Source organism: Halopelagius fulvigenes, from assembly GCF_042662625.1.
Classification (GTDB): Archaea; Halobacteriota; Halobacteria; order Halobacteriales; family Haloferacaceae; genus Halopelagius; species Halopelagius fulvigenes.
On sequence record NZ_JBHSXH010000015.1, the window covers coordinates 421,930 to 446,479 of the forward strand.

A 24,550-nucleotide genomic window follows, 5' to 3' on the forward strand; every position below is an offset into this window, starting at 1 on the left:
CTGGCCATAAATCGAACAGAGTTTATCGACCGACTGTCTGTCTCTCGTGAGTGAACGTAACCGTCCGTCGCAGACTCGGTGGTCGAGCGAGATGCCGCGCAGAGCCCCTCGACGGCGGTTCGTGGCGGTCAGGCGATCTGGAGCGACACCGTGAACACCGCGCCTTCGGGGTCGTTGTCGCCGACGGTGATGGTGCCGCCGTAGCAGTCTACGAGTTCCTTCACGAGGAAGAGACCGAACCCGCTGCCGGGCGTCGAGAGTTGTTCGACGCTCTTGTCGACGATTCGCTCCTTGGCCTCGTCCGAAACTCCCGGGCCGTTGTCGGCGACGCGAACCTCGACGCACTCCTCGCCGGGGTCGACCGACACCGTCACCCGCGGTTCGTCCTTGTCGTTGTGCTGGACGGCGTTCGTCAGGAGGTGTTCGAACACCGTCGAGAGGAGTTCGTCGGCCATCACCTCCACCTCGGGGAGGGGACCGTCGGTGGCGACGGTGGCGCGGTCGTACTCGTCGTCTATCGCCTCCAGTTCGCGTGCGAGCGTCGAACCGAGTTCGACGGGTTCGAGGTTGTGCGACTCCTGCCCGACCGCCCGCGTGAACGACCGCATCGTCTCCACGAGGCCGGCCATCTCCGCGACCCGGTCGCGGAGCGTTTCGAGGTGGGTCTTACCGTCTTCGGGGACGAAGTCGCCGAGGATGTCGGCCCGAGCGCTCACGACGTTCAGCCCGTTGAGGAGGTTGTGCCGGAGGACGCGGTTCATGAACTCCATGCGCTCGCGTTCGCGCCGCAGTTCGTGTTCCCGCCGCTTTCGCTCCGTGATGTCGCGCCCTTCGAGGACGAGAAGCACCACCTCGCCCGTCTCGTCGGTCACGGGCGTGATGGAGACGTCCACGGTCACCTCGGTGTCGCGGTCCGGCGCGTCCGCGTTCGTCTCGAACCGGACGAACTCGCCGGCGGCGGCCCACCGGATGGCGTCGCGCAGTCCGGCCACCTCGTCGTCGCCCCCCCACCACGGAACCTCCCAGAACGGGTTGCCGATGAGGTCGTCGCGTTCCGTCGCGGCGAACTGCACCGCCGCGTCGTTCACCTTGACGACGGTCCCGTCCGGTTCCAGCAGACCCATGAACTGGAACGTCTTGTTGAACACCGCCTCCAAGCGGCGTTCGCGGCGCTTCCGTTCGGTCATGTCGCGGACGACCTTGATGTACCCGCGGAGGTTGCCCTCCTCGTCGGTCAGCGCCGTGATGGCGACGGACGCCCAGAACCGCGACCCGTCCTTCCGGACGCGCCACCCCTCGTGTTTGGCCTGCCCCTCCTCGGCGGCGCGTTCGAGGAGTTCCGTCGGAAGTCCGTCCGCCCTGTCCTCCTCGGGGTAGAACGTCGAGAAGTGCCTGCCGAGTATCTCGCGTTCCTCGTAGCCCTTTATCTCCTCGGCGCCGCGGTTCCAACTGGCGACGTGGCCCTCGGCGTCCAGACGGAAGATGGCGTACTCCTCGACGTCTTCCACCAGCGCGGAGAACTCCTCGCGCCGGCGGCGCAACTCGCGTTCGCGCTCTCTCTGTTCCACCGTGTGGACGGCGTGCGCCACGGTGTCGGCCAGCCTGTCCAGCGGTCCGGCCTCGTCGTGCGGTTCGGCGAACGCGTTCTCCCGCCCGGCGTACAGGCCGAGGATGCCGTACGTCCGGCCGTCGTACCGGAGCGGTAAGCAGGCGCAGGAGCGATACCCGCGTTCGAGGGCGGCCTCGCGCCACGGTTCGAACTCCGGGGCCGTCTCGATGGCGTGCGTCACCTGCACCTCGCCGGTGGCCGCCGCGCGCCCCGCCGGTCCCCGTCCCGTCTCGGAGTCGTCGGCGGTGATGGTCACCTCGTCGAGGTAGCCGTCCTCGTGTCCGGCCCACGCCGAGGGGACGAGTTCCTCCCCCGGCCCCTCGAAGCGACCGGCCCACGCGAACCGCAGCGACGTCGTCTCCACGAGGCGGCTACACACCATCTGCTCGATGTGGGTCCGAGACACCGCCTCCTCCGTCGCGTTGCTGACGTCCGCGACGACGTGGGTGAACGTCTCCAACAGGTCGAGTCGGTCGCGCTGAACCTCTATCCGTCGCTCCCGTTCCTGTTGCGCCGTCACGTCGCGGAAGTAGACGGTGAGTCCCGTCTCGGTGGGGAACGCGTTCACCTCGAACCACGTCTCCAAGGGGTCGTAGTACTCGGTGAACGTCACGTCCTCCATCTCTCGAAGCGCGCGTTCGTACTTCCGCTGGAACTCCGTCCCCGTCGCTTCGGGGAACTCGTCCCAGAGGACCGACCCGAGGAGGTCGGACTCGTCGCGTTCGAGCAACTGCTGGGCCTTCTCGTTCAGGTAGGTGAACCGGAACTCCGAGTCGAGGGCGAAGACGGCGTCCGAGACGCGGTCGAGGTGTTCACGGACGTCGGTACCGAGTCGGCTCTCCTGTCCGTTTCGGGTGTCTTCCATGGTTCGTCGGGTCGGCGGCGTTCGCGCGCACCGTCGTTCGATCGAAAGACGAGGGCAGAGGCATTTACCGCTTTCCCCGCGCCCGGCGAGAACCCTAACACCATAGGCACCCTACTTACGCGATATTCCGCCGTCGATAGGCACGAGCATGTTCGTCAGACCGACCCCCGACGACGCATTGGTCGCACGAGCGACGAGTACGACGTCTCGGGAGGTGACCCACGATGCCTGAGTGTCAGAACTGCGGGTCGTTCGTGACGCAGAACTACGTCAGAGTGTTCGCGCCGCAGGACAACGACGACCCGCGCGTCTGTCCCCACTGCGAGGACATGATGCGCGACGGGTCGGACGTCCGCGAGGCGCGGTCCAAGCGGGTCACGTAACGGACGCCGACCGGCGCGGGTTCCCCCGCCGCGCCGACCCTCTCTTCTCCTTTCGTTCCGCACAACGTCCGCCATATTGTAACCCTCTCTGCGCTCCCAATTTCGCGTCTGATTGCACGAAGCGGGCCGCTTACCTTGCTTGAGCACGTACGTGTACATCCGATGAAGAAGAACGAACTGGTCCACTATCACGCCCTGCTCAGGGAGATATCGACGGACTTCGCGGACCGCGGCATCGTCACGCGCGACGACTTCGACGAGTACGAGCGACTCGACGTGTCGCCGGTGGCCCTGCGGGCGTCGCGCGACGACCACGAGGAGGCGGTTCTGCTACTGGCGGAGGTTCTCTCCCTCGCCGCGGAGCGTTCCACCGACGAGGCGACTCCCGGCTCCGAGTCGTCCGCCGACGAGCGTCCCGTTCCCTCCTGGTAACGCCTCTTCTCCGCTGACTCGACCGAGTAGTGGCGACGCCGCCGGTCGAGGGACCAGTTCCGCCGCGGACGGGCAACCTACAAGACCCGGCCCGAGTAGTTCTCGGTATGCGACTTGAGGACTACTGGGGGGTCGGTCCGAAGACGAGCGAACGCCTCGCGGAGACGCTGGGCGTCGAACGTGCCGTCGAAGCGATAGAGCAGGCCGACATCCGCGCGCTCTCGGAGGCGGGCGTCCCGCGCGGGCGGGCCGTCCGCATCCTGCGGCGGGCCAACGGCGCGGCGGGGATGGACGCGCTGGGAACGCGCGACGCGCGAAACGTCTACGACGACCTGTTGACGCTGGCGAGTCAGTACGCCATCACCGAACACGCGGCGGACCGCATCCGCGTCACGACGCCGTTGGAGGACGCCGACGCGCGCGAGGACCGACTCGACGGGGTCCTCGCCGCCCGCGACGCGTGGGCGTCGCTCGACGACGACGCCCGCGACGCCGTCCTCGACGCCTTCGCGGAGTACGACGAGGCGGGGGGAACCGACCGCGCCGCCGTCGAAACCGCGCTCACGCTCCGCGAGGCGGGGCTCCGCGGGCGGACGTTCGACACCCTCGACGGCGTGGACGACGAGGCGCTTCGGGACGCCGCGGGCGCACTCGGCTACGTGAACGAGGACGGCACCGTCGCCGAGGGGGCAGACGAGGAACTCGACAGACTGCGCGAGACGCTGGAATCCGTCGAGTCCTTGGAGAGCGGCGCATTGGACGTGCTCGAATCCGTCCGCTCCCGCGGCGTCCAGAGCCTCGACGAGTTCCGGTCGGCGTTCGTCGAGTACGTCGCGCGGGAGACGGACCTCCGCCGCGGGCGAATCGAGTCCGCCGCCGCCGGGGACGCCTACGACGAGGCGGACTTCGCCAGCACATCGCTGCGAACGCTCGTGGAGGAACTGCAGGCCGAGGTGGCGGAACGGGAGGCCGACGTCGCCGCCGACCTGCAGGAGGACGTGGAGTCGGCCCGCGAGGACGTGGACGCGGCGGTCGAAGCCGTCTCTGACATCGCCTTCGAGCTCTCCTTGGGCCGGTTCGCCGTCGAACACGACCTGAACCGCCCGCGACTCGTCGAGGACGGCCTCGCCGTCTCCGGGGCGCGCAACCTCGCCCTCTCCGGCGACGTGCAGTCGGTCACGTACGGCGTCGGGACGCACGGACTCGGCCCCGAGGGGGCGGACGCCGACGAGGACGACGCCCCCCGCCCGCCGTCGGGCGACCGGGTGACCGTCCTCACCGGGGCGAACAGCGGCGGGAAGACGACGCTCTTAGAGACGCTCTGTCAGGTCACGCTGCTCGCGATGATGGGGATGCCCGTCCCGGCGGACCGCGCCGAAGTCGGCTCGTTCGACAGCGTGGTGTTCCACCGCCGCCACGCCAGTTTCAACGCGGGCGTGCTCGAATCGACGCTGAAGTCCATCGTCCCGCCCCTCTCCTCGGAGGACCGCACGCTCATGCTGGTGGACGAGTTCGAGGCCATCACCGAACCGGGGCGGGCCGCCGACCTGCTCAACGGGTTGGTGGACCTCACCGTCCAACAGGACGCGCTCGGCGTCTACGTCACCCACCTCGCCGACGACTTAGACCCGCTCCCGCCGGAGGCCCGCATCGACGGCATCTTCGCCGAGGGGTTGACCGAGGAGTTGGCGCTCCGCGTGGACTACCAACCGCGGTTCGGCACCGTCGGCAAGTCCACGCCGGAGTTCATCGTCTCCCGCCTCGTCGCCAACGCGCGCGACCGGTCGGAGCGGATGGGGTTCGAGGCGCTGGCGGCCGCCGTCGGCGAGGAGGCCGTCCAGCGGACGCTCTCGGACGCGGAGTGGACGGAGTCCTGACGGACCGAGGAAGAACGAACGCCGCGAACCGACGCCTCAGCGGTACTCTTCGAGGCCGACGAACGCGTCCTGATTCGCGGTCAACCACGACTGCATCCGGTCTCGACAACTCTCCCGCCGGGGGTACAGCGTGCATCGGTCCGGGCGGCCGTCGTACCGGACGACGACGCTGTGGAGGGCGAAATCTCGCCCGTCGATTGCTCGGTCGCCGACGGCTTCGTCGGTCGACCGCGGTTCGGGCGTCCACGTTGAATCTGCGGATGAGTCGGACATCACGGGGGTCCTCGTTCGTACGTCCGCCGCGGAGAGTACATAACCTCTGCTAAGTCAACTCTATAGACACCATCACGGTTATCGAGACGACCGGACCGGTCCGGAACGCCCCCAACCGCCGCCCCGAGGCCGTTCGGGCCCAGACCGTTCGCGGTTCTCCGCCGGACGAGAGGCAAGTACCGCCGCCTGAGACGGAGTGAAGCGTCCCCGAGCGAACTCCCGAGAGCGATGGTGGACCCTACCTCGGACATCGGCGAAGACGCAGACGAGAGTACCGCGCAGGAGTGCGCCAACTGCGGCGAGAAGATACTGCAGTCGCCGACGCACCGGGTCGTCACGCGGGTCGAAGACGGCGAGGCGCGACACCGGCACTTCTGTTCCGACGAGTGTCGGGCGGCCTACGGCGAGTCGAGGTCGGAGTCGGACGAACCGACCGACGAGTAGGGGCGACTCACTCGACGGACGACCAGAACCGTTCGACGCCGAACCCGAGCATGTCGGGGCTGACCGGTTGGAACTCCTCGCGTTCCCCCGGCGGGAAGTACTCGCGGACGCCGTTCCACGACTCCCGGGCGTACCGCGCGTCCACGAACGCGCGGATGCCGACCTCGTCCGCCCCGCGGATGACGCGCCCGATGGCCTGCCGCGCCTTCCTGACCGCCGGGACGGTCAGGGCGGCTTCGAAGCCGTCGCCGAACTTCCGGTCGTACGCCGTCTTCAGCGCGCGCGTCCGCGGACTCGACGTGTTGATGATGGGGACGCCGCAGACGACGGCCGCCGAGAGGCGGTCGCCGCGGTAATCGACGCCCTCGGTGAGCGTTCCGCGGAGACTCGTCACCAGCACCTTCTCGTCGCCGCCGAAGAAGTCCGCCTTCAACCGCTCCGTCGCGCCGTCGTCGCTCGCTTCGTCCAGGAGGACGGGCTTGTCGAGGCGCGACTCCAACGCCCCGGCCATCCACTCCGCCTCGGCATAACTCGGCATCCCGACGAGGACGTTTCCGGGCGACTGGGCCACGTCTTCGACGGCGTCCACGTACGCCCGCCGCGTCTCGTTGTCCTCGCCCGGCGGGCCGCGGTTCTCGTAGGTGAACTTCGGCGCGTCCACGGCGAACGACGCGCGGTTCTCCGCCGGGAACGAGAGCCCGTACGTCCGTTCGACGACCGGCCGACCCGACGATTCGAGGGCGTTCAGTCCGGTCACCTCCCTGAACACGTCCAAGGGAGCCAGCGTCGCGGACATCAACACGCCGCCGCCGAACTCGCCGAGTCGTTCGGCGATGGCGTCGCCGGGGACGCAGTTGTGAAGCGCCAGGTGGGCGTTGTACGCGCGTCGCCACGAGTCCGGCCGCGCCGTCTCGTCCCACGTCCGGTCGAGCGTTATCTCCCGGAAGTACGTCTCGTGGTCCTGCCGCGCCCAGTTGGCGAGGGTTCGCCCGACCGGAAGCGACGCGCGCCGCCTGTCCTCCTCCTCGACTTCGTTCAGGATTCGGGCGACCACCGCGCCGACCGACTCCGCGCGGATCCACGTCCCCTCGTCGTAGCCCGCCTCCTCGGCCCACTCGGTTATCTCGTCCACCTCGGGCGTCTCGGGGTCTCTGAGCGGAATCTCGTCGTCGTCCAGTCGGGTGAGGTCCGCGCGCCAGTCGGGCGTCGTCCGGTCGAGGTGGGCTGTCACCCGCCGGTCGAGCTCCTCGCGCAGGTCCCGCAGGAAGTCGCGCGCCTCCTCCAACTCGCGGAGGGTCACGTCCGCGTCTTCGAGTTCGCCGCGGACGAGGTCGGCGTCCTCGACGCCCTTCCCGTCGTCGTCGAACGTCAGCGGTTGTACGACGCGCGTCAGTTCGTTCTCGGCGTCGCGAAGGGTAGCGTCGCCCACGCCGTCGCTGACGAGTTCGCGCACGCGCGGTTCGAGCATGTGCGCCTCGTCGCAGACGACGAACGTCGAATCGTCCACCAACGCGCCCGTGAACGACCCGACGGTCGTGGGGTCGAACGCGTGGTAGTAGTTGCCGACGACGACTTCGACGTGCGGGAGGACCGCCCCCATCGCGGAGTGGGGGCAGGTGCCGTACCCGGCGGCGAGGCGGACGAGTTCCTCCGTGTCCACCAAGCCGAGTTCGGTCACGTCGAACGGCACCGCCTCTATCGGGTCGCCGTCCTCCGGCAGGTCGTCCAAGAACGTCGCGTAGAACGGGCAGAACTCGGTTCCGTCGTACTCGCCCGTCTCGGGGAGGTACGGCGTCGGTTCGCCCGCCGTCTCCAGATACGTCGGTCCGCCGTCGCTCCCGGAGTCCAGTAGCCCCGTCTGGGCCGCCCCCGCCTCGCGGACGAGGGCGGAGGTGGAGGTGACTCCCCCATCGCCGGACGACGTCCGGCGGCCCGCCGGGGTTCCCCCGGCGACGTCGCCGACGAGGTTCCGCGTCCGTTCGCGCAGGCCCTCACAGCGGTCGTAGACGGTCTGGTCGTCGATGCCGGCGACGTTCTCCCTGCTGTAGGGGCAGACGTCCGCCTTCCCGACCATCGTGAGGCCGGAGACGGGTCGCCAGTCGTCGGGCAGGTTCTCGTTTATCGTCCGTAGGTCGGCCTCGAACTGGCGCAGTTGCTGTTTGACGCTCGTCAGGACGAGGACGCGTTCGTACTTCGAGTCGGGGTCCCGCACCCGGTCGATGCCCGCCGTCAACGCGAGCATCGTCTTCCCCGTTCCGCACGCGCCCTCGACGACGAGAAAACCGTCGTCGTCCGCCGCCTCGGCGGCGGCCTCGATGCCGTCGGCTTGCTCTTCGTACGCTTCCTGATGGCCGAAGACCGCCTGCCAACTCACGTTCGCCCCTCGCGCCCCCGTGGTCATATCGGTGTCGGTGACTGGCCCCGTCTCCCCACTTCAACGTTCGGCGGGGCGACCGGTCACTCCTCGCGCGGAGCGTCGGCGGGGGAGTCGGAATCGGATCCGGCGGACGGGAGGAACCCGAGGGCTTCGACGAACCGGTCGATTCGGTCGAGGAGCGTCGATCTGTCGTCCGTCCCGCCGACGCAGACGACGAACGCGTCGTCCGTCGGCGCGTACACCTTCATCTCGCGGCCCTTCACCGAGTAGCACGTGTCCGCGACGTGGACGAGGTCCGCGTCCCGGAGGTTGCCGAGGTGGTGGCGGACGTTCTGGACGGAGGTGTCCACAGCGTCGGCGAGTTCGGACGCCGTCGCCGGGTCCCGCTGGAGAGCGGAGAGCGTCGAACGGGCCGTCTCGGAGGAGAGAGAACAGATGAGCCGCTCCGCCTCGTCGTCGTCGAGCCAGAGCACGCGGAGGTCCTCGTCCGCTTTCGAGACGTCGATATCCGACGGAAGGAGAGTCGACATGTCGTCCGATTCATATCTCTTCATTGTAAGCATTTCGGAGGTGAACGGTGACGGAGGCGGCGCAGTACGTCGGTTACGCCTCTCGTGACCGTCCCGATCACTCGCCACTTGTCCGGTCACGGACCCTTTCTACGCCGGCGCGTCGCCCGCGCCGGGGAGTCGTCCGGAGAGATACAGCACCGTCAGGAGGGCGACGACGACGACGAGGAAGCCGGCGAACGCGCGGAACACCTCGTCGAACCCGTACCCCGCCCCCGTGAGGAAGCCGACGGCTCCGCTCCCGTTGGCCTCCAGAAGGAGCGACGCGCCGCTGAACACCGCGTAGGCGCTCCCGCGGACATCCTCGGGGAGCGTGCCGAGGAGCCACGCGTCCAGCGCCGGAAAGAGGCTGTGGATTGTGTAGCCGAGGATGGCGGTGACGAGGAGCACCGGCACGAACCCGCGCACGGCGGTCAGCGCGAACAGCGAAGCGACGTAGGCGGCCAGTATCGCGATGAGGTACGGGATGCGCGGGAGGCGGTCCGCGAGGCTCCCCGAGATCCAGAACGCCGGGACGCCCGCGGCGAAGACGACGGTGAGCATCGTGCTCGCGGCGTTCTGCGTGAACGACTTCGCCTGGACGAGGTAGGAGACGTAGAAGTTGAAGAGACCCTGCCAGACGAACCCGGCGGTGGCGACGATGAGCATCCCGGTGAGGATGAGTCGCCAGTGGCGAAGCGCGCCCGCGAAGTTACGGTCCGCGCCGGCTCCGGGCGTGCCGTCCATCTGCCGAACCGTCGCGTAGACGAGGAGCGTCACCACCGCGGCCCCCGCGGCGAGGACCCAGAACGTCGCCCGCCACGACGCGGTGGCGAGAAAGAGGACGGCCATCGGCGCGGCGGCGACGGCGGCGAGTTGCGAGGCGGTGCCGTGGATGCCGAGCGTCCGCCCGACGGCGTCCGGGTAGAGTTCGCCCACGAGGGGGACGGCGGCGACGAAGTACGCCCCGGAGGCGATGCCGATGGCGAACGCGCCGACTTGGAGCATCAGGATCGACGTCGCGGACGCCGCGAACGCCGCGGCGGCGGCGAGGAGAGCGCCGGTGGCGAGGACGACGCGGTGGCGCGGGACGCGCGTCAGCAGGTAGCCCACCGGGATGCGCGGCAACGCCGTGCCGACCCAGACGAGCGTCGTCACGACGCCGACCGTCGCGGGGCCGACGCCGAACTCCGACTGGAACGTCTCGACGAGCGGCGCGAACGCGGTTCGGCCGAGGTTGACGAGAAAGACCAGCCCGCAGAGCGTCCCGAACAGTCGTCGCGTCACGGCCCGCGATTCGTCCGACCCCGTGAGTAATGTTGCGAAAGCGGAAGCGGCGGGAGCGAGCGTCGAACCGACGAACGACCGAATACGCCCCGCACCGTACGCTCACGCATGAGAGACGTACGCCTCGGCAAGCACGGCGCGGTACTGCTCGCCGTCCTGTTCGTCGTCCTCCTCGCAGAGGACGCGCTCATCTGGCTCCGCGGCGGAGCCGTCCCCGGCATCGAGTTCTTCGCGGGGACGCTGGCGGTGCTGGCGGTCGTCGCCGTCGCGGTTTACGAGGCGAACCGCCACCCGCCGGTCGGTCGGTGAGCGGTCGAAAGAAGAGTCCGCGGCGGCGGTCGAGCCGATTACGACTGGAACGGCTCCTCGTCGCGGTGGTTGTCGACGTTCTCCTGGTCTTCGGCCTCCCGTTCGCGCATCTCGTCTTCCTCGTCCGGTTCCTCCTCCTCCTCCCTCTCGGCGTCCACCTCGTCGGACTCCTCCGGGGACGACGCTCCGGCGTCGCCGCCGCCTTCGACCGACACGCCGTGGCCCTCCTCGTCTTCGACGTCCGGGTCGCGGTCGGTGACGTCCGCCTCGGTTTCGTCGGACATGGTCGAATCGACGGGCGACGCGCGGTTAGGTGTGGCGGCCATCCGACGCTCGACGCGGACGTCAGGGAGCTCGGACTGCGGGACCGCGCCGCGACGCCGCCGGACCCGCGCTCCGCGCGACACCCCCTTTTACCACGCCGCCGACCGAACGGTCGAGCATGATATCGAGCGAGCGAATGGCCGCGGTGGACGAGAACGCCGACGCCCTCGGCGTCCCGCGGAAACAGCTCATGGAGTCGAGCGGAAACGCCGTCGCGCGGGCGGTGCGCCGCGTCGCGGACCCCGACTCCTCGGTGGCTATCGTCGCGGGGCGCGGCAACAACGGCGGCGACGCGTTCGTCGCGGCCCGGTTTCTGGACGAGTACGACCCGACCGTCCACCTCCTCGGCCGCCCCGAAACGATTTCGACGGACATCGCCCGCAAGAACTGGGAGGCACTCGTCGCCGCGGAGTACGACGCGCGGACGGTGACCGACTCGAAATCGCTCGAACTCGGCGACCCGGACGTGGTCGTAGACGCCATGCTCGGCACGGGCGTCACCGGCGAACTCCGGGAACCGGAGGCGACGGCCGCCGAGGCCATCGACGCCCTCGACGCGACCGTCGTCTCGGTGGACGTGCCCTCGGGCCTCGACGCCGACACCGGCGAACGGGCCGACTCGGCCGTCTCCGCGGACCACGTCGTCACCTTCCACGACGAGAAGCCCGGCCTGACGGAACTCGACGCGGAGGTGACCGTCGCAGACATCGGCATCCCGGCGGCCGCGGAACTGTTCGTCGGGCCGGGCGACCTGCGCTCCGTCCGTCGGGGCGTCCGCGGCGGCGACTCGCGCGTGTTCGTCATCGGCGGCGGCCCGTACACGGGCGCGCCCGCCCTCGCCGGGCAGGCCGCCCTCCGCGCGGGGGCCTCCCTCTCGTTCGTCGCCGCGCCGGAGAAGGTAGCCGGGCAGATACAGGGCTACGCGGAGGACCTCATCGTGCAGGACTACGCGGGCGACCACCTCACCCCCGACCAAGTGGACGGCCTCGTGCAGACGGCCCACGACTACGACGACGTGGTGGTCATCGGTCCGGGCCTCGGCGACGACGACGAGACGTTGGAGGCCGCGCGGCGGTTCCTCGACGCGTTCGAGGGCGAGGCGGTGGTGGACGCCGACGCCCTCCCCGTCGTGTCGGAGGTGGACACCGACGCCACCCTCGTCTGCACGCCGAACCGAAAGGAACTGGCCAAGATGGGCGGCCCCGACGTCGAGGGGCCGTTGCGCGACGCCCGCGACGACATCGCCTCGTTCGCGGCCGACATCGGCCACGTCGTCGTGGCGAAGGCGGCGGAGGACGTGGTCACGGACGGCGAGCGAACGCGAATCGTCCGCGCGGGCACGCCCGCGATGGCCGTGGGCGGCACTGGCGACACCCTCGCGGGGGTGATAGCGGGCCTCCTCGGCACGCAGGACTCGTTCGACGCGGCGTGCGCCGGCCCGTTCGTCAACGGCCTCGCGGGCGAACGCCTCGACGCGGAACGCGGCGACGGCCTCCTCGCGTCGGACCTCCTGGACGCCATCCCGCGAGCGCTCTGGGGTGACGAGCGGTGAGCGACGAGGAGAGGGTCGACGCGATGCCCGACGAGGACGAGAGCGACGCGGAGGGCGACGACCTGACGCACGTCGACGAGGCGGGGAACGTCCAGATGGTGGACGTGGGGGAGAAACCGGACTCGCAGCGGCGCGCCGTCGCCCGCGGCACCGTCCGCCTCACCGAATCAACCGTCGAAGCCGTCCGCGACGACGAAATCGGGAAGGGCGACGTGCTGGCGACGGCCCGAATCGGCGCGATTCAGGCGGTCAAACACACGTGGGAGACGATTCCCATGTGCCACCAGATACCCATCACGAACGTCGAGACGGAGTTCGACGTGGGGGAGGCGGAGGTGACTCTCTCCGTCGCCGTCGAGACGACGGGCAAGACCGGGTGCGAGATGGAGGCGCTCGAAGGCGTCACCACCGGTCTGAACGTCGTCTGGGACATGGTGAAGGCGGCGGAGAAAGACGACGACGGCCAGTATCCGGACACGAGAATCGACGACGTGCGCGTCGTCTCGAAGGAGAAGCGGACGCCGGAGTAGCGCGCCCGAATCCCCCGGGTTCGACTACGGCGAATCGACGACGCCGTCGGTCTCCGCGCCGCGCCGGAGGTTCGCCGCCTTCGACCGGGCTTTCTCCACGATGGCCGGTTGGGCCTTGAACTCCAGGAACACCTGCTGGCCCTCGTACTCCTCCGCTTCGACGTGGCCGTGGTCGTGGACCCACGAGACGAGGCTCATCGCGTCGTCGTTCATCGGGAGGAGCAGACGCTCCTCTTCCCACGGCGGCAGTTCGTGTTCGATTCGGTCGCAGAGTTCCTCGACGTTCTCGCCGGTGAGACCGGAGACGACCACCGGGTTCGGCGCGAGTGCGCTGAGCGCGTTCGTCTTCTCTTCGAGTTCGCCCTCGTCGAGCTTGTCGCACTTGTTCAGCACCGTCACGATGGGCGCTTCGTTTCGCTCGTACAGCGTGTCGTGGCAGGTGACGAGTTTCTCGCGCATCTCCTCGACCGGTTCGGAGGCGTCCACGACGAGGAGGACGAGGTCCGCGCGGTAGACGGAGTCGAGCGTGGACTTGAACGACTCGACCAACCAGTGCGGGAGGTCCGAGATGAACCCGACCGTGTCGGTCAGGAGGACGTTCCGCGTCCCCGTGTCCGCGCGGCGCGTCGTCGTCCCGAGCGTCGTGAACAGGCGGTCCTCGGACTCGGCGGTCGTCTCCAAGTCGGGGTGCAACTCGTCGTTCTGCCCGACTTCGAGGTCCTCGGCGAGTCGTTGCATCAGCGTGGACTTCCCGGCGTTCGTGTACCCCGCGAGGGCCACGAGGTCGAACCCGGACTCGCGGCGTTGCTCCCTGCGGGTCTCCTCCTTGTCGGCGATGGAGTCGAGTTCGCGCTTGATGCGGGAAATCTGCGCTTTGATGTCCTGTTCGCGCGACTGGTCGTACTCGCCGAGACCCATGAACCCCGGCCGTTCGTCGCGTTTCGCCAGCGACGCCTTCGCCTCCGCGCGCGGCAGTTCGTACCGGAGTTCCGCGAGTTCGACCTGCAACTGTGCCTTGCGCGTGTTCGCTCGCTGGCCGAATATCTCCAGGATGAGCGTGAAGCGGTCGACGACTTCCGTCCCCTCGGGGAGTTTCGCCCCGATGTTGAACGTCTGGTACGGGCCGAGTCGGTTATCGACGATGACCGCCGCGGCGTCCGTCTCGGCCATGAGCGTCGCCAACTCCTCGACTTTGCCCTCGCCGAAGTGGAACGCGGCGTCCTCCTCCCGACTCTGCGTGAGTTCGCCGACCACGTCGTACCCGGCGGCGCGCGCGAGGTCGGTAATCTCGGTCAAGTCGGCCGTCCCGGAGTCCACCCGCTTTGCGACGACGGCTCTCGTTCCGTGACTCATCTGACCACCCGGCCGGCCGTCCGGGACCCGACCGTGGTCGGTAATCTTGCATGCACGGTTCGGTTCGAACGTTGGGTATCGACGCACTTGAACCCTCCTCGGGCACCGTCGAGCGAACGGAGAGACGAGATGTTACCTCGGCACCTCCGTTGAGGACGCACCGTGGCATACGCTAACCATGGGCTCGAATTGGGCATCGATCGCCTTGTATGTTCCCGCCCGTCGGTCGCTCGTCTGACAGATTGGGATTCCGAACGGTCACGTTCCCACAAACGACTTATACTGAGACGCGCGAGAGTGCCCTATGTCCGACCCGTTGCAACTGTCGCTCGACCCGACCGCTCTCGGCATCGACTTCGGAAGCGGTGCCGTCATCGGCGGCGTCATCGGCTTCGCGGCGAAGAAGATAGCGAAGTTGGTCGCCGTCATCGTCGGCGTCGAACTCGCCGTGTTCAAGTTCCTCGAATCGCGGGGGATCCTCACCGTGGACTGGGAACGCCTCTCGGCGGGACTGGTCTCGAAGACGCAGGACGCCGCGGCGGGGACGCCCCCGGATTGGCTCTCCAGTCTCCTCTCTACGCTGTCCATCTCGGCGGGGTTCACCGGCGGCTTCCTCGTCGGCTTCAAGAAGGGATAGTCCGCGCTGCGCCCCGGTTACCCGATGCGCTCTCGGTTCGAACCGGCACGTCGGCGCGACGACGAACACGGAAGCGGGCCGCCCGCGTCCGACGTGTTTCGACTACCGCGTCTTCAGGTCGTCTTTGTCCTTGACGATTCGCGTCTCCGCCTCGCCGGAGGTCATGTCGTTGACCATGTCGAAGAAGTCGTTCTGCATCCCGGCGGGGAACGTGACGACGCCGACCCACGACCCGTCGTTCTGCCACTCCTCGCGGTCCAAGGAGCCGTACTCGCGGACCTTCGCCTGCGTCTTTCCGGCGTACTCCGGGGGAATCTGGACGGCGATGGTCACCTCGTCGAACCGGATGGGGATGACCGGCCGCAGGGCGTCGAGGGCGTCGTCCACCTGCGATTCGACCTTCTCCATCGGATCGACCTTGAATCCGGCCTCCTCTAAGGCGCGTTCGATGCGTTCCGGCGGGTGGGGCGCGTTGTCCATCTGCGGGTTGACCGCGTTCCGCGTGATGCGGTTGATGAGTTGCTTCCGCTTTTGCTCCTGCATCTCGCGGCGTTGCTCGGCGGTGATCTGTATCTCGCCGCGCTTGACGACCTCCGGGATGATCTCCATGGGGTCGGTCGTCCCGAACACCTCCTCCAAGTCGTTCTCGGCGGGCCTGTCGCCGCGGGACGCGTCCTCGAACACGTCCTCGGCGGCGATGACGTCCTCTAACTCCCCCTCGAACTCGCCGCGTTTGATGTCGAGGGCCGCGTCGGGGTCGATGAGTACCTCGAACCGTTCGCCGTGAGATTCGAGTCGGGCGGTGACCGCCTCGTCGAGTGATATCATACGGATAGATACTCCTCCCGAATTAAAAAGCCCTCCCCGATTCGACCGCAGGGCGGCGGCGACGTCCGCGACGGCCGGGGAGGGAAACGCTATATCGCCCGACGCCCTCCCCACCGCTATGAGTACCGAATCGCCGTCCGACGCCCCCGAAAATGACCTCGAAGAGCGCATCGAACGGTTCATGCGGCGGAACTTCCCCCAGATTCAGATGCACGGCGGGGACGCCGGCATCGAGGCCATCGACGAGGACGCCGGCGAGGTGTGGATTTCGCTCACCGGCGCGTGTTCGGGGTGCGGCATCTCGCCGATGACCATCCAAGCGCTGAAGTCGCGGATGGTCGCCGAGTTCGAGGAGGTGTCGGAAGTCCACGCCTCCACCGGCGACCCGTTCGACTACGAGGCCGACGCCGAGAGCGACCCCTTCGAGCGAAGTCGCTCCGACGCGCCGTTCTGACCCGAGGAACCGTCGGACTCGCCGACCCTCTCGCGCTTCGATAGAAACGTACCGCGTCTGCCACTTTGAGGCGTCGGTTCGATAACTCGCCGAGTTGCGCGTCCGTCCGCCGCGTGTGGAACTAGTTATTTATGTATTCCGCGTATCACTTCAGGCATGATAGATGATAACGCTGGACACGGAACGGCGGCCGGGAACGCAGGAGGGGTGACGCGGCGTACCGTCCTCCGAACCGTCGCCGTCGGCGGCGGGGCGGTGGCGAGTGGAGGCGTCGTCGGGGCGACCCGGCGAACGGCGCAGTCGCCGATGCACACGCTGATGATCGCGGCGAACGGTCCGGCCGAGTACTCCGTCACCGTCGACGGCGAACTCGAACCTGACACGGAGGGCGGCGCGTTCGCGGCCGACGACGACGACGAGATTCGACCGGTGGAACGGGAGGACGTCGCCGAGATACGCGACGAGGTGACCGGACCGCGCGAAGAGTCGGCGGGCGGTACTGCCTACTACGGCGACCGCTTCCGGGCGCAGATTCCGGTGGCGTTGGACATCCGTCCGCAGGGCGACTACGACGTCAACGTGTACGTGAACGAGCGTCGCGTCGGCGGCGCGGAGGTCACCACCGCCGAACCCGCGTCCGGGTGGGACGGACCGTTCTCGCTCATGGTGACGGCGAACGGGCCGACTACCTACTCGTGTCGATTTCACGAGGCCGACCCCGCACTCGATACCGACGCCGGCACGTTCTCGGCCGACGCCGACGACGCGGTGACGAGGAACTCCGACGGGACGCTGACGGCCGCCGACGAAACCGGCGCGCGGCCCGAGGACGCCGGCGGGTTGCACGTCCTCGGCGACCGGTACCTGTTCTCGGGGCGCGTGGAGGCGTTCGAGGTGAACTCTGCCCCCGATACGGACGTGTTCGTCTACGTGGACGAACGCGACACCACCCCCGCGCGCGTGCGGACCAACGCGTTCTGAGAGGGATCTGTCGCTCGTCGTGCGTCCTCTCGGACGGCCGCTCCGGGCCTCCCTCGACACCGTAGGCGGCGTCTACCGTCGCGTACGCGCTGCGAACCGGTCGTATATGCGACGTTTACTTATGTCCCCTCGCGGGGACGCTCGGACCGACGAGAGATGACACGGAGTCGATCACGGTCCGAAGAAGGGTCGAACGAAGGCGTAACCGCGCAGTACTACCACGTCGTCTGCCACGACTGTCGGGTAGAGTCGCTCGAAGTGGACGCGGAGGACGCCCGCAACATGGCGGACCGGCACGACGAGAAGACCGGCCACAGCGTCACCGTCGGCCGCCTGTGAGGGCCGGTCCTCCGAGGCGGCGGTGACGAATCGACGGGAGAAGGCGCTCAGTTCGAGAGCTGGTCGATTATCTCGACGAGGTCGTCTTTGTCCTGCACGCCGATGACCTGCTTGGCCTGGTCGCCGTTGTGGTAGAACTGGAGCGTCGGCACCGAGCGGATTCCCTGCTCTTGGGCGAGTTCCTGCAGTTCGTCGATGTCCACCTTCAGGACGGCGGCGTCCGTCTCCTCGGCTATCTCCTCGACCGTCGGTTCGAGCATCTTGCACGGACCGCACCAGTCCGCGTAGTAGTCGACGAGAACGACGTCGTTGTCCGAGACGAGTTCGTCGAGGTGTTCCGCGCTCTCGACGTGGACGGGCGAGCCAGTAGATTCCGGTGTGCTCATACCACGTCTTACAGCCGGGACCGCCTTAACTATTGAGCGTCTCTGTTCGGCGTCCGCACGACCGCTCGGTCGAGGCCCCCGTCGGGGGACCGACGCGTCCCCGCCGCGCCTCACCGTTCGGTCGCCCCTACTCCACGTCGTACGAGAGCAGAACGCCGTCGTCCAGGCGTTCCACCTCGCGCAGCGAGAGGGTCGGAAACCCCTCGACGAACCCCTCACCGTCGGCCAGCGTCGGCGCGTCGCGCCCGCCGACGACCATCGACCCGACGTAGACGCGCAGTTCGTCCGCCGCGCCCTCCTCGAACAGCGAGAAGATGACCTCGCCGCCGCCTTCCACCATCACCGACTCGACGCCGCAGGATTCGAGCGACCGGAACGCCTCCGAGAGGGAGACGCGTTCCTCGCCCGTGACGATGACCGTCGCCCCCGCCGATTCGAGCGCCTCGATTCGGTTCTCGGGGGCGGCCTCCGAGACGAGGACGTACGTCTCCGCCGCCTCGTCGAGGATGCGAGCGTCCGTCGGCGTCCGTCCGCGGGAGTCCGCGACGACGCGGACCGGATTCGCCGGGCGGCCCTCGGCCTGTCGGGCCGCCCGAAGCGACTGCCCGTCCACGGTGAGGTGGGGGTCGTCCGCGAGGACGGTCCCGATACCGACGAGGACGGCGTCGTTCTCCGCGCGGACGCGGTCCACGCGGGCGAAGTCCTCCTCGCCGCTTATCTCCACCTGTTCGCGCCGCCTGTTCGAGAGTTTCCCGTCCACGCTCGCGGCGGCGTTGACGACGACGTGCATGCGCGAACGTGGGTGCGGTCGGCGTATTCGACTTTCGGTCGCGGAGACGCCGAACGGTCACGAATTATATAAGCCACCGTGTCATTGTGGCGCACGTATGTCGCCGAAGATTCTGATGCTCGGATGGGGGTTCCCTCCGAACGTGAGTGGCGGACTCGACACGCACGTCGGAGAGTTGTTCGACGGCCTGCAAGCGAGGGGAACCGACATCGAGTTGGTGCTCCCCGCCGAGTACGCGCCGGAGGACCGCGACGGAATCATCGGCGTTCCGACCGGCGACGGCGACATCATCACCCGCATCGGTCAGCTCAGTTCGACCTTCGCGGAACGCGCCGAGGACGCCGACATCGTCCACACGCACGACTGGTTCGGCTACGGTCCGGGTTCGCGCGCGAAGTCCAACGACGACGCGGACGTGGAGTGGGTGACGACGTTCCACTCGCTCTCCTCGGATCGGAACATCGACCCGCCGAAGCGGGAAGTCGAGACGGAACGCCGCGTCGTCGAACGCTGCGACCACTTGCTGGCGGTGAGCGAACTGCTGGCGAACAAGGTGAACGAGGAGTACGGGCGGAAACCGGAGGTCATCTACAACGGCTTCTCCACCGTCGAGACGACCGGCCGCGACCTGAAGGAGGAACTCGGCATCGACGGCCACATGGTGTTCTTCGTCGGGCGACACACCGACCAGAAGGGTATCGCACATCTCGTCTACGCACTCGACAAACTCCGCCGCGACGACGTGACCCTCGTGATGGGCGGGTCCGGCCACCTGACGGACCAACTGAAGCGGTTCGCGGAACTGCTGGGCGTCGAGGACCGAATCGAGTGGGTCGGCTACGTCCCCGAGGAGGAACTCGGCGACTACTACGCCTCGGCGGACCTGTTCGTCTCGCCCTCGCTTTCGGAACCGTTCGGCATCACCATCGTCGAAGCCCTCTCGGTGGGCACGCGCGTCGTCGCCACCGAGAGCGGTGCCGCGGAGGTGTTACCGGAGGACTGCGTCATCGAGGTGGACCCCAACTCCCAGTCCATCGCCGAGGGCATCGAGTACGGCCTCTCCTTGGAGGGGCCGCCGGAGTACGAACCGCTGACGTGGGACGAGGTGGTGGACCAGACCATCGAGTTCTACGAGCGAATCGCCTGAGCGAACGGCCGCAGAGTCTCTTCTCTCGTACCCGTCGCCGCCGAACTACCGCAGGACGCGAACGTCCGTCGCGGGTTCGGGGTGGCGGATGCGGTAGCCGTCCGCCGTCGGGACGAGGCCCTCGCTGGGGAGACTCTGCCGCGCGGGTTGGTACGGGCTGTCGGAGTCCGCCGACTGGTACGGGCTGTCGGAACTCACCGACTGGTAGGGACTGTCCGACTCCGCAGACTGGTACGGGCTGTCCGAACGCACCGACTGGTACGGGCTGTCGTCGGACTCCCGCGGGTTCCGACGGAAGTCCTCGGGGGGTAGGTAGATGCGCTCTCCCGACTCCGAACGGACGACCACCGCGGTGTCCCTGTCGCCGCGCATCGTTATCTCCGTCGTTCCGTCCTCGATGGTGACGCTGAACGTGACGGACTCCTCGTCGTCCTCGTCGCCCTCGTCTGGTGACGCTGCCATACGTTGTCGGGTGTCGGCCCCGCCACTTAGCAGTTCGTGCCGCGGGACCCCCGCGCCGGAAACCCTTTTTACGGTACGAGAGCGAATCTCGATACGATGGACGTAGACGACCATGCCGAGGAACTCGCCTCCACCCTCGGCGTAGACAAAGCGGAGGTCAAATCCGACCTACAGAACCTGTTAGAGTACAGCGTCCCGATAGACGAGGCGAAACAGAGCGTCCGGCGCAAGCACGGCGGCGGCGACGGCGGCGGGAGTTCGCCCGCCTCGAAGGACGTGGCGGACATCACCACCGAGGACGGCAACGTCACCGTCACCGTGCGCGTGTTGACCGTCGGCCGACGCTCGATTCGCTATCAGGGCGAAGAACAGACCATCCGAGAGGGCGAACTCGCCGACGAGACGGGGAAGATATCCTACACCGCGTGGGAGGACTTCGGCTTCGAACCCGGCGACTCCGTCACCGTCGGCAACGCCGGCGTCCGCGAGTGGGACGGCGAACCGGAACTCAACCTCGGTTCCAGTTCCACCGTCGCCGTCGAGACGACGCCCGTCGAGACGCCGTACGAGGTGGGCGGCGAAACCGACCTCGTGGACGTCCGCGCGGGTGACCGCGGTCGGACGGTCGAAGTCCGCGTCCTCGAATCCGAGGAACGGACCATCGACGGCCGCGACGGCGAGACGCTCATCCGGTCGGGCGTCGTCGCCGACGAGACGGGCCGCCTCCCCTTCACCGACTGGGGCGCGCGGCCCGACCTGCGGGATGGCGCGACCCTGCGGTTCGAGGACGTGTACGTCCGCGAGTTCCGCGGCGTCCCCCAGATCAACCTCTCGGAGTTCACCACCGTCACGCCGTTGGGCCGCGACGTCGAGGTCAACGAGTCGGCCCCGCGGATGCGAATCGGCGAGGCCGTCGGGTCCGGCGGGATGTTCGACGTGGAGGTGACCGGCAACCTGCTGGAAGTCCGCGACGGGTCCGGCCTCATCGAACGCTGCCCCGACTGCGGGCGCGTCCTCCAGAACGGCCAGTGTCGCTCCCACGGCGACGTGGACGGCGAGGACGACATGCGCGTGAAGGCCATCCTCGACGACGGCACCGGCACCGTCACCGTCGTCTTAGACCGCGACCTGACGGAGACGCTGTACGGCGGCACGATGGAGGAGGCGATGGAACAGGCCCGCGAGGCGATGGACAAGGAAGTCGTCGCCGACGACATCCGCGACACCGTCGTCGGGCGGGAGTTCCGCGTCCGCGGCAACCTCTCGGTGGACGACTACGGCGCGAACCTCGAAGCCACGGAGTTCGAGGAGACGGAGGACGACCCGGCCGACCGCGCCGCCGCCCTCCGCGAGGAGGTGGGCGCATGAGCGTCGTCGAGAACCGCCGCGAGGTGGCTCACCGGATGTTCGCAGCCGAGTTCGACGACGCGTCGTTCTCCTACTCGGAGGGCGACGAGGAACGCGCGCCGAACTACGTCGTGACGCCGACCGGCGCGCGGGTGAACCGCCTGTTCGCCGTCGGCGTCCTCACGGAGATAGAGAACGTCAACGAGGAGGTCCTCCGCGGCCGCGTCGTGGATCCCTCCGGCGCGTTCGTCACCTACGCCGGGCAGTACCAACCCGAGGCGATGGCGTTCCTCGATCAAGCCTCTCCGCCCGCGTTCGTCTCCCTGACGGGGAAGGCGCGGACGTACGAACCGGAGGATTCGGACCGCGTGTTCACCTCGGTTCGCCCCGAGAGCATCAATGACGTGGACGCCGACACGCGCGACCGGTGGGTCGTCTCTGCGGCGGAGGCCACCCTCGAACGCGTGGCGACGTTCGCCGAGGCGTTGGAGATGGACGAACGCGGCGACGACCTGCGCCGCGCCCTCGAAGCCCGCGGCGTCGAATCGACGCTGGCGACGGGCATCCCGATGGCCATCGAACACTACGGGACGACCGAACACTACCTCGAAGCGGTCCGACGCCTCGCGGTCGAGGCGTTGGAACTCGTCTCGGGCGACGTGGACTCCGTCGGGCCCCTCGACGTCGCGCCCGGCGACGACGGGCCGAACACGCTGGGTCCGCTTCCGGACATCGACATCGGCGAGTACTCGCCCGTCGAAACCGCGGCGGAGGCGACGACGCCCGACGAGGAGGCGACGTCCGCCGAGGGTGCGGCCTCCGACGAGGAACCGGAACCAGACGCCGACGACGTGACCGCCACGGATCCGACGACCGACGACGTGACCCCCGACGAGGGAACGGTCGAGTCCACCGTCGAGGACACCGAGGGACTGGCGGGCGAGGACGCCGTCTCCGCCGACGACGTGGCGACGGCCGACGAGTCGGCCGCGGACGTGCGGACGGCCGACGAAGGGACGGAGACGGACGAGACGGCCGCCGACTCGACGGACGCCGATTCGCTACCCTCCGACGTCGACGAGACGCAGAGCGTCTCGTCCGCAAACCGGAATGCGGAGCGTTCCGGTGACGTCGACGCGGACGAGGTGTCCCCCACGGACCCGACGGCGGGCGACGGCCCCGAGTCCACCCCCGAACCGGTCCCCGACGCGGGCGATGCCGGCGACGAGACTGAGGACACCACCGAACGGACGCCGGAACCCGCCGGCGACGCGGCGTCGGTCCTCGAATCCGACGACGCGCCGGCCGACCCCGAACCGGTCCCCTCCGAGTCGGACTCGACGGACGACCTGGGCGACTTCGGGGCGGACGAACCGGCCGCGGAGACCGAACCCGAGACCGAGGCGACGGACGACTTGGGCGACTTCGGCGACGACGCCTCGCCCACCGGCGAGTCCGACGAACTGGCGTCGAACGGGACCGACGCCGACTCGGCGACGACCGACGAGATGTACGAGATGGACGAGGAGGAACGCCGGCAGGTCGAAGAGGAGTTCGGCACGGAGTTCTCCACCGGCGCGGAGGTCGATTCGCCCGGCGAGGCCGACATCGACGTGCCGGACGTCGACGAGGTGTCGGAGTCCGGCCCGGCGTCCGGCGGCGTGGACGCCGAAGAGGCGACGAACGAGTCCGAGTCCGTCGAGACGGCGGAACCCGACGCCGACGAGGCGGAGGCGGCGGAGACCGATTCGGACGCCGACGAGGCCGAGGAAGAGGCCGACCTCGAAGACGTGGACCTCGAAGACGCCGCCGTCGAGGTGATGTCGGACCTCGACGACGGCGACGGCGCGGACCGAGAGGAAGTCGTCGCCGCCGTCGTGGACCGGTACGGCGCGGACCCCGGCGACGTGGAGGACGCCATCGAGGACGCGTTGATGGGCGGGAAGTGCTACGAACCCGCCGAGGGTACGCTGAAGTCCATCTGAGGCGTCGATGGCACCCCCGCGCCGCACCGGCCCGTTGGTCGAACCCGTCTCCGGCGAACCGGCGGCCGTCGCCGACGTCGGCGGCGAACGCGCACTCGTCGTCGCCGACTACCACGCCGGCATCGAGGCGGGTCTCCGGTACGAACGCGGCGTCGAACTCGACAGCGACGCGGACGTCCGGCGCGCCCGAATCGAGTCGCTCCTCGACCGGACAGACCCCGACAGACTCGTCATCCTCGGCGACTTGGGGCACCGAATCGGCGGCCCGAAGGGCGACGAGGAGGGCGAACTTGCGGCGTTCGCGGCGGCGGTGACCGACCGCGTCCCCGTCACCCTCGTCCGCGGGAACCACGACGGCGGCGTCGAGGAACGACTCGCCCCCGAGTACGGCGACCGGTTCGCCGTCACCGACGGGGCGGGCGTCCGCCTCGGCGACGTGGGGTTCGTCCACGGCCACCGGTGGCCCAAGCGGGAGGTAATCGAGGCCGACGTGGTCTGCTCGGCGCACGAACACCCCGCCGTCAGACTCGAGGATTCGGTCGGCGGCGGGCGCAAGGAACGCGCGTGGTTGCGCGGCCCCCTCCGGCCCGAACCGTTCGCAGCGCACCTCGAACTCGACGTTTCGGAACTCGACTGGAGGAGTCCGGAACTCGTCGTCTTCCCGGCGTTCAACAACCGGTCGGGCGGAACGTGGGTCAACGTCGAGGGGCAGGGCTTCCTCTCGCCGTTCCTCCCCGACGCGCTCCTCTCGGCGGACGCGTACCTCCTCGACGGGACGCGCCTCGGCGCGTACGACTCGCTGTAAGTCGGCTGAGGCGACTGTCACCCCGCGCGGCAACACCGCATTTCCGTCCGCCGGGAGTGCGAGTGGGTATGCGACTCTCCACGGTAGTCATGGCTCTCGGCGTACTGCTGTTCGTCCTCCCCGTGCCCGTCACGTTCATCGCCGGTGGCATCGTCTTCCTCGCGGGCGTCGCGTTGCGACTCCTCGGGAAGTAAAAGACCGCCGTTCGGCGGGGCGAGACGCCGAG

At 68.5% G+C, this 24,550-nt stretch carries 27 protein-coding genes; 16 read left to right on the forward strand and 11 right to left on the reverse strand.

What is annotated here, in order from left to right:
* Window positions 1-128: 128 nt before the first annotated feature.
* Window positions 129-2,474, reverse strand: a complete 2,346-nt coding sequence (locus ACFQEV_RS12170) for a sensor histidine kinase (protein ID WP_379696272.1) — start codon at window positions 2,472-2,474, stop codon at window positions 129-131.
* A 224-nt stretch (window positions 2,475-2,698) separates the two neighbouring features.
* Here ACFQEV_RS12170 and ACFQEV_RS12175 point away from each other — a divergent pair, with 224 nt between their 5' ends.
* The 3 genes from ACFQEV_RS12175 (at window position 2,699) to ACFQEV_RS12185 (ending at window position 5,166) form a co-directional block, all read left to right on the forward strand.
* On the forward strand, window positions 2,699-2,857 hold the full coding sequence (locus tag ACFQEV_RS12175) for a DUF7563 family protein (protein WP_175454408.1): 159 nt from the start codon (window positions 2,699-2,701) through the stop codon (window positions 2,855-2,857).
* A gap of 162 nt (window positions 2,858-3,019) precedes the next feature.
* Window positions 3,020-3,289, forward strand: a complete 270-nt coding sequence (locus tag ACFQEV_RS12180) for a UPF0058 family protein (RefSeq protein ID WP_379696276.1) — start codon at window positions 3,020-3,022, stop codon at window positions 3,287-3,289.
* Window positions 3,290-3,396: 107 nt separating this feature from the next.
* Window positions 3,397-5,166: a MutS-related protein gene (locus ACFQEV_RS12185; protein WP_379696279.1), complete on the forward strand. Its 1,770-nt coding sequence runs from the start codon at window positions 3,397-3,399 to the stop codon at window positions 5,164-5,166.
* 36 nt (window positions 5,167-5,202) lie between these two features.
* Here the strand turns inward: ACFQEV_RS12185 and ACFQEV_RS12190 are convergent, their stop codons facing one another.
* Window positions 5,203-5,439 (reverse strand): DUF7511 domain-containing protein, encoded by a 237-nt coding sequence (locus ACFQEV_RS12190; RefSeq protein ID WP_379696282.1) that lies wholly within the window; start codon window positions 5,437-5,439, stop codon window positions 5,203-5,205.
* A 228-nt stretch (window positions 5,440-5,667) separates the two neighbouring features.
* Between ACFQEV_RS12190 and ACFQEV_RS12195 the strand changes: the two genes are divergently transcribed.
* Entirely contained in the window at window positions 5,668-5,883 is a 216-nt protein-coding gene (locus tag ACFQEV_RS12195; RefSeq protein WP_379696283.1) for a DUF7576 family protein, read from the forward strand.
* 7 nt (window positions 5,884-5,890) lie between these two features.
* Here the strand turns inward: ACFQEV_RS12195 and ACFQEV_RS12200 are convergent, their stop codons facing one another.
* The 3 genes from ACFQEV_RS12200 to ACFQEV_RS12210 all read right to left on the reverse strand — a co-directional run bounded on the left by ACFQEV_RS12200 (window position 5,891) and on the right by ACFQEV_RS12210 (window position 10,095).
* A complete protein-coding gene (locus tag ACFQEV_RS12200) occupies window positions 5,891-8,284 on the reverse strand; it encodes an ATP-dependent DNA helicase (protein WP_379696286.1) in 2,394 nt (797 codons plus the stop codon).
* Between the two features lie 56 nt (window positions 8,285-8,340).
* Window positions 8,341-8,790: an ArsR/SmtB family transcription factor gene (locus ACFQEV_RS12205; RefSeq protein WP_379696290.1), complete on the reverse strand. Its 450-nt coding sequence runs from the start codon at window positions 8,788-8,790 to the stop codon at window positions 8,341-8,343.
* A 129-nt stretch (window positions 8,791-8,919) separates the two neighbouring features.
* Window positions 8,920-10,095, reverse strand: coding sequence for an MFS transporter (locus tag ACFQEV_RS12210; protein ID WP_379696293.1), 1,176 nt, complete (start codon window positions 10,093-10,095; stop codon window positions 8,920-8,922).
* A gap of 108 nt (window positions 10,096-10,203) precedes the next feature.
* Here ACFQEV_RS12210 and ACFQEV_RS12215 point away from each other — a divergent pair, with 108 nt between their 5' ends.
* Window positions 10,204-10,404, forward strand: a complete 201-nt coding sequence (locus ACFQEV_RS12215; RefSeq protein ID WP_379696296.1) for a hypothetical protein — start codon at window positions 10,204-10,206, stop codon at window positions 10,402-10,404.
* A 38-nt stretch (window positions 10,405-10,442) separates the two neighbouring features.
* On the opposite strand, the gene ACFQEV_RS12220 is transcribed toward ACFQEV_RS12215, so the two are convergent.
* Entirely contained in the window at window positions 10,443-10,688 is a 246-nt protein-coding gene (locus tag ACFQEV_RS12220) for a hypothetical protein (RefSeq protein ID WP_379696298.1), read from the reverse strand.
* A gap of 158 nt (window positions 10,689-10,846) precedes the next feature.
* On the opposite strand from ACFQEV_RS12220, the gene ACFQEV_RS12225 reads away from it, so the two are divergent.
* Together ACFQEV_RS12225 and moaC are read left to right on the forward strand one after the other, a co-directional pair.
* On the forward strand, window positions 10,847-12,280 hold the full coding sequence (locus tag ACFQEV_RS12225) for an NAD(P)H-hydrate dehydratase (protein WP_379696301.1): 1,434 nt from the start codon (window positions 10,847-10,849) through the stop codon (window positions 12,278-12,280).
* Window positions 12,281-12,303: 23 nt separating this feature from the next.
* On the forward strand, window positions 12,304-12,810 hold the full coding sequence (gene moaC / locus ACFQEV_RS12230) for a cyclic pyranopterin monophosphate synthase MoaC (RefSeq protein WP_379699846.1): 507 nt from the start codon (window positions 12,304-12,306) through the stop codon (window positions 12,808-12,810).
* 24 nt (window positions 12,811-12,834) lie between these two features.
* Here moaC and hflX read toward each other — a convergent pair whose 3' ends face one another.
* Window positions 12,835-14,163 (reverse strand): GTPase HflX, encoded by a 1,329-nt coding sequence (hflX, locus tag ACFQEV_RS12235; RefSeq protein ID WP_379696303.1) that lies wholly within the window; start codon window positions 14,161-14,163, stop codon window positions 12,835-12,837.
* 304 nt (window positions 14,164-14,467) lie between these two features.
* Between hflX and ACFQEV_RS12240 the strand changes: the two genes are divergently transcribed.
* Window positions 14,468-14,800, forward strand: coding sequence for an FUN14 domain-containing protein (locus ACFQEV_RS12240; protein ID WP_379696306.1), 333 nt, complete (start codon window positions 14,468-14,470; stop codon window positions 14,798-14,800).
* A gap of 102 nt (window positions 14,801-14,902) precedes the next feature.
* Here ACFQEV_RS12240 and ACFQEV_RS12245 read toward each other — a convergent pair whose 3' ends face one another.
* Window positions 14,903-15,628 (reverse strand): ribosome assembly factor SBDS, encoded by a 726-nt coding sequence (locus ACFQEV_RS12245; protein ID WP_379696309.1) that lies wholly within the window; start codon window positions 15,626-15,628, stop codon window positions 14,903-14,905.
* Window positions 15,629-15,746: 118 nt separating this feature from the next.
* On the opposite strand from ACFQEV_RS12245, the gene ACFQEV_RS12250 reads away from it, so the two are divergent.
* From ACFQEV_RS12250 to ACFQEV_RS12260, 3 genes are all read left to right on the forward strand, one after another.
* Window positions 15,747-16,082: a NifU family protein gene (locus ACFQEV_RS12250; protein WP_379696312.1), complete on the forward strand. Its 336-nt coding sequence runs from the start codon at window positions 15,747-15,749 to the stop codon at window positions 16,080-16,082.
* A gap of 156 nt (window positions 16,083-16,238) precedes the next feature.
* Window positions 16,239-17,063, forward strand: a complete 825-nt coding sequence (locus ACFQEV_RS12255) for a hypothetical protein (protein ID WP_379696315.1) — start codon at window positions 16,239-16,241, stop codon at window positions 17,061-17,063.
* Between the two features lie 156 nt (window positions 17,064-17,219).
* Complete coding sequence (locus ACFQEV_RS12260; RefSeq protein WP_379696318.1) at window positions 17,220-17,402, forward strand: hypothetical protein; 183 nt, start codon at window positions 17,220-17,222, stop codon at window positions 17,400-17,402.
* Window positions 17,403-17,449: 47 nt separating this feature from the next.
* On the opposite strand, the gene trxA is transcribed toward ACFQEV_RS12260, so the two are convergent.
* Both trxA and ACFQEV_RS12270 read right to left on the reverse strand, forming a co-directional pair.
* Window positions 17,450-17,788 (reverse strand): thioredoxin, encoded by a 339-nt coding sequence (trxA, locus tag ACFQEV_RS12265; protein ID WP_379696321.1) that lies wholly within the window; start codon window positions 17,786-17,788, stop codon window positions 17,450-17,452.
* A gap of 127 nt (window positions 17,789-17,915) precedes the next feature.
* Entirely contained in the window at window positions 17,916-18,578 is a 663-nt protein-coding gene (locus ACFQEV_RS12270; RefSeq protein WP_379696323.1) for a 2,5-diamino-6-(ribosylamino)-4(3H)-pyrimidinone 5'-phosphate reductase, read from the reverse strand.
* Between the two features lie 115 nt (window positions 18,579-18,693).
* Between ACFQEV_RS12270 and ACFQEV_RS12275 the strand changes: the two genes are divergently transcribed.
* Window positions 18,694-19,725 (forward strand): glycosyltransferase family 4 protein, encoded by a 1,032-nt coding sequence (locus ACFQEV_RS12275; protein WP_379699849.1) that lies wholly within the window; start codon window positions 18,694-18,696, stop codon window positions 19,723-19,725.
* 45 nt (window positions 19,726-19,770) lie between these two features.
* Here ACFQEV_RS12275 and ACFQEV_RS12280 read toward each other — a convergent pair whose 3' ends face one another.
* On the reverse strand, window positions 19,771-20,187 hold the full coding sequence (locus ACFQEV_RS12280; RefSeq protein WP_379696326.1) for a DUF7510 family protein: 417 nt from the start codon (window positions 20,185-20,187) through the stop codon (window positions 19,771-19,773).
* Between the two features lie 96 nt (window positions 20,188-20,283).
* Between ACFQEV_RS12280 and ACFQEV_RS12285 the strand changes: the two genes are divergently transcribed.
* The 4 genes from ACFQEV_RS12285 to ACFQEV_RS12300 all read left to right on the forward strand — a co-directional run bounded on the left by ACFQEV_RS12285 (window position 20,284) and on the right by ACFQEV_RS12300 (window position 24,518).
* Complete coding sequence (locus tag ACFQEV_RS12285; protein WP_379696329.1) at window positions 20,284-21,555, forward strand: Single-stranded DNA binding protein; 1,272 nt, start codon at window positions 20,284-20,286, stop codon at window positions 21,553-21,555.
* Entirely contained in the window at window positions 21,552-23,519 is a 1,968-nt protein-coding gene (locus tag ACFQEV_RS12290; RefSeq protein ID WP_379696332.1) for a rpa-associated protein, read from the forward strand. The genes ACFQEV_RS12285 and ACFQEV_RS12290 overlap by 4 nt, the downstream gene beginning before the upstream one ends.
* A 7-nt stretch (window positions 23,520-23,526) precedes the next feature.
* Window positions 23,527-24,324 (forward strand): metallophosphoesterase, encoded by a 798-nt coding sequence (locus ACFQEV_RS12295; RefSeq protein WP_379696335.1) that lies wholly within the window; start codon window positions 23,527-23,529, stop codon window positions 24,322-24,324.
* A 68-nt stretch (window positions 24,325-24,392) separates the two neighbouring features.
* Entirely contained in the window at window positions 24,393-24,518 is a 126-nt protein-coding gene (locus tag ACFQEV_RS12300) for a hypothetical protein (protein WP_379696338.1), read from the forward strand.
* The last annotated feature ends 32 nt before the right edge of the window (window positions 24,519-24,550 follow it).

Excerpts from the sequence above, each read along its gene's own strand:
- ACFQEV_RS12250 (WP_379696312.1), top strand. The coding sequence starts at position 15,747 with ATGAGTACCGAATCGCCGTCCGACGCCCCCGAAAATGACCTCGAAGAG.
- ACFQEV_RS12170 (WP_379696272.1), bottom strand. The coding sequence starts at position 2,474 with ATGGAAGACACCCGAAACGGACAGGAGAGCCGACTCGGTACCGACGTC.
- ACFQEV_RS12285 (WP_379696329.1), top strand. The coding sequence starts at position 20,284 with ATGGACGTAGACGACCATGCCGAGGAACTCGCCTCCACCCTCGGCGTA.
- ACFQEV_RS12180 (WP_379696276.1), top strand. The coding sequence starts at position 3,020 with ATGAAGAAGAACGAACTGGTCCACTATCACGCCCTGCTCAGGGAGATA.
- trxA (WP_379696321.1), bottom strand. The coding sequence starts at position 17,788 with ATGAGCACACCGGAATCTACTGGCTCGCCCGTCCACGTCGAGAGCGCG.
- hflX (WP_379696303.1), bottom strand. The coding sequence starts at position 14,163 with ATGAGTCACGGAACGAGAGCCGTCGTCGCAAAGCGGGTGGACTCCGGG.
- ACFQEV_RS12280 (WP_379696326.1), bottom strand. The coding sequence starts at position 20,187 with ATGGCAGCGTCACCAGACGAGGGCGACGAGGACGACGAGGAGTCCGTC.
- ACFQEV_RS12300 (WP_379696338.1), top strand. The coding sequence starts at position 24,393 with ATGCGACTCTCCACGGTAGTCATGGCTCTCGGCGTACTGCTGTTCGTC.
- ACFQEV_RS12295 (WP_379696335.1), top strand. The coding sequence starts at position 23,527 with ATGGCACCCCCGCGCCGCACCGGCCCGTTGGTCGAACCCGTCTCCGGC.
- ACFQEV_RS12245 (WP_379696309.1), bottom strand. The coding sequence starts at position 15,628 with ATGATATCACTCGACGAGGCGGTCACCGCCCGACTCGAATCTCACGGC.
- ACFQEV_RS12190 (WP_379696282.1), bottom strand. The coding sequence starts at position 5,439 with ATGTCCGACTCATCCGCAGATTCAACGTGGACGCCCGAACCGCGGTCG.
- ACFQEV_RS12240 (WP_379696306.1), top strand. The coding sequence starts at position 14,468 with ATGTCCGACCCGTTGCAACTGTCGCTCGACCCGACCGCTCTCGGCATC.
- ACFQEV_RS12275 (WP_379699849.1), top strand. The coding sequence starts at position 18,694 with ATGCTCGGATGGGGGTTCCCTCCGAACGTGAGTGGCGGACTCGACACG.
- ACFQEV_RS12195 (WP_379696283.1), top strand. The coding sequence starts at position 5,668 with ATGGTGGACCCTACCTCGGACATCGGCGAAGACGCAGACGAGAGTACC.
- ACFQEV_RS12185 (WP_379696279.1), top strand. The coding sequence starts at position 3,397 with ATGCGACTTGAGGACTACTGGGGGGTCGGTCCGAAGACGAGCGAACGC.
- ACFQEV_RS12205 (WP_379696290.1), bottom strand. The coding sequence starts at position 8,790 with ATGTCGACTCTCCTTCCGTCGGATATCGACGTCTCGAAAGCGGACGAG.
- ACFQEV_RS12255 (WP_379696315.1), top strand. The coding sequence starts at position 16,239 with ATGATAGATGATAACGCTGGACACGGAACGGCGGCCGGGAACGCAGGA.
- ACFQEV_RS12220 (WP_379696298.1), bottom strand. The coding sequence starts at position 10,688 with ATGTCCGACGAAACCGAGGCGGACGTCACCGACCGCGACCCGGACGTC.
- ACFQEV_RS12200 (WP_379696286.1), bottom strand. The coding sequence starts at position 8,284 with ATGACCACGGGGGCGCGAGGGGCGAACGTGAGTTGGCAGGCGGTCTTC.
- moaC (WP_379699846.1), top strand. The coding sequence starts at position 12,304 with ATGCCCGACGAGGACGAGAGCGACGCGGAGGGCGACGACCTGACGCAC.
- ACFQEV_RS12225 (WP_379696301.1), top strand. The coding sequence starts at position 10,847 with ATGATATCGAGCGAGCGAATGGCCGCGGTGGACGAGAACGCCGACGCC.
- ACFQEV_RS12270 (WP_379696323.1), bottom strand. The coding sequence starts at position 18,578 with ATGCACGTCGTCGTCAACGCCGCCGCGAGCGTGGACGGGAAACTCTCG.
- ACFQEV_RS12290 (WP_379696332.1), top strand. The coding sequence starts at position 21,552 with ATGAGCGTCGTCGAGAACCGCCGCGAGGTGGCTCACCGGATGTTCGCA.
- ACFQEV_RS12175 (WP_175454408.1), top strand. The coding sequence starts at position 2,699 with ATGCCTGAGTGTCAGAACTGCGGGTCGTTCGTGACGCAGAACTACGTC.
- ACFQEV_RS12260 (WP_379696318.1), top strand. The coding sequence starts at position 17,220 with ATGACACGGAGTCGATCACGGTCCGAAGAAGGGTCGAACGAAGGCGTA.
- ACFQEV_RS12215 (WP_379696296.1), top strand. The coding sequence starts at position 10,204 with ATGAGAGACGTACGCCTCGGCAAGCACGGCGCGGTACTGCTCGCCGTC.